This window comes from Enterobacter cloacae complex sp. IR5418 (assembly GCF_049238105.1).
GTDB lineage: Bacteria > Pseudomonadota > Gammaproteobacteria > Enterobacterales > Enterobacteriaceae > Enterobacter > Enterobacter hormaechei.
The window spans coordinates 3063-4777 of sequence record NZ_JBMKHS010000075.1; the positions used below are offsets into that span (position 1 = coordinate 3063).

Consider the following 1715-nt stretch of genomic DNA (forward strand, 5'->3'; position numbering starts at 1 on the left):
CCAAGACCAATGTCGCTCCCGATGCGGTAGACTTTGCCGGCCACGGCGTCCAGCACCGGCGCGAGTCGGGCAAAGGCGGCATCGCTCCCGGAGGCCATCACCGTCATGTCGCCGGCGGCCGCTTTCACGGCGCCGCCCGATACCGGCGCGTCGAGCATCAATAGCTGGTACTCCGCCAGCGCCTCGGCAATGGCCTGAGCATCGGCGGAGGCGATGGTGGACGACACCATCACGACGGTGCCCGGCTTCAGATGGGCGGCGAGGCCGCTCTCGCCGAACAGGATCCCCCGCACCTGGGCGGCATTGACCACCAGCAGCACAACTGCATCCAGTTCCGCGGCGAACGGCACCGCGCTGGGGCCCGCGCCTTTGGCGCCCGCCGCCAGCAGTGCGCGACAGTTGTCGGGATTGATGTCAACGCCCCAGGTGTTCAGGCCCGCCTGCAGGCAGGCGCGGGCGGCGCCCATGCCCATTGAACCCAGTCCAATCACGCAGACGTTAGTGTGTGCAGCCATGCTGGTCTCCTTGTGAACATTAGTTAATTAATGTGATTTAATGATAGAATAAAGCGTTATCATGTGAATTTATGTGAGAGTTATCACGAATAACCCACATGAATATAAAAAATTCACAGGCGGAAAGAGGCTGCACAACGGCGATTCTTGCCCTAAAATAGCCTAAAAACAGCGGCAAAGCGCGATAACAACACCGGGTGTCGCCAGGGCCGTAGCCTGGGTGGTGACGCCTGGTGTGAAAAAATGGTAAGGGGAGAGCGGTGATTCCAATAGAACGACATCAGCGTATTTTAGCCCTGGTGGAGCAGCGTGGGGCGGTAAGCATTAACGAGCTGACGGAGATCCTCGGCGTGTCCCATATGACCATCCGTCGGGACGTCAGTAAACTGGAGGAGCAGGGGCTGCTGGTCAGCGTCTCGGGCGGCGTACGCGCCGTCAGCCGGCTGGCCGCGGAACCCAGTCATCTGGTGAAAAGCACGCTGCAGAGTGAGGAGAAACAGGCGATCGGCGCGCTGGCGGCGAGTCATATCGCTAAAAACAGTTGCATCTATCTGGATGCCGGGACTACCACCCTGGCGCTGGCGCGGGCGATCCTCGACCGGAACGATCTCCAGGTGGTCACCAATGATTTTGAGATAACCCAGCTGCTGATCGATGCCAGCCAGTGCGGCGTGATCCACACCGGCGGCACTCTGTGCCGGGAGAACCGCTCCTGCGTGGGCGAATCGGCGGCGCGTACGTTACGCCACCTGGCTATCGATACGGCCTTTATCTCCGCCAGCGGCTGGGACAGTCGCGGGATATTCACCCCTGATGAGAACAAGGTTACCGTCAAGGAGACCGTCAGCCAGGTCAGCGCGAGAAGCATCCTGCTGTGCGACAGTTCGAAATACAATCAGGTGGCCACGTTTATGGCGTTACCTTTGACCCGGTTCACCACCATCATTACCGACCGGCATCTTTCCGATGCCGCCGCCAGTCATATCGCCCGGCACGCCTGCGAGGTGCTGCGGGCCGGATAACGCGCGCGGCCACCGCCGGCTTAGCGTTGCCAGTGCTCGATCAGCGCCGCGCCGATCCCGGCGATTTGCTGATTTCGCTCGGCCATGCTCGCCGGCGTATCCCGCAGATAAATCACCACAATGCGCTCTGCTTTGTTATTCGGGCCAAGCAGGGCGACAATCCCGCGCGCACCCCGCT

At 61.0% G+C, this 1715-nt stretch carries 2 protein-coding genes and 1 pseudogene; 1 reads left to right on the plus strand and 2 read right to left on the minus strand.

Going from position 1 to position 1715, the window contains the following annotated elements; all coding sequences use genetic code 11:
- Positions 1-515: NAD(P)-binding domain-containing protein (locus ACOTX7_RS23765; RefSeq protein WP_032723123.1), on the minus strand; the 515-nt coding region annotated here is incomplete at its 3' end.
- A gap of 260 nt (positions 516-775) precedes the next feature.
- On the opposite strand from ACOTX7_RS23765, the gene ACOTX7_RS23770 reads away from it, so the two are divergent.
- Positions 776-1537 (plus strand): DeoR/GlpR family DNA-binding transcription regulator, encoded by a 762-nt coding sequence (locus ACOTX7_RS23770; RefSeq protein WP_002210513.1) that lies wholly within the window; start codon positions 776-778, stop codon positions 1535-1537.
- A 20-nt stretch (positions 1538-1557) separates the two neighbouring features.
- On the opposite strand, the pseudogene ACOTX7_RS23775 reads toward ACOTX7_RS23770, so the two are convergent.
- Positions 1558-1715: pseudogene (locus ACOTX7_RS23775) on the minus strand (SHV family class A beta-lactamase); the annotation flags it as partial.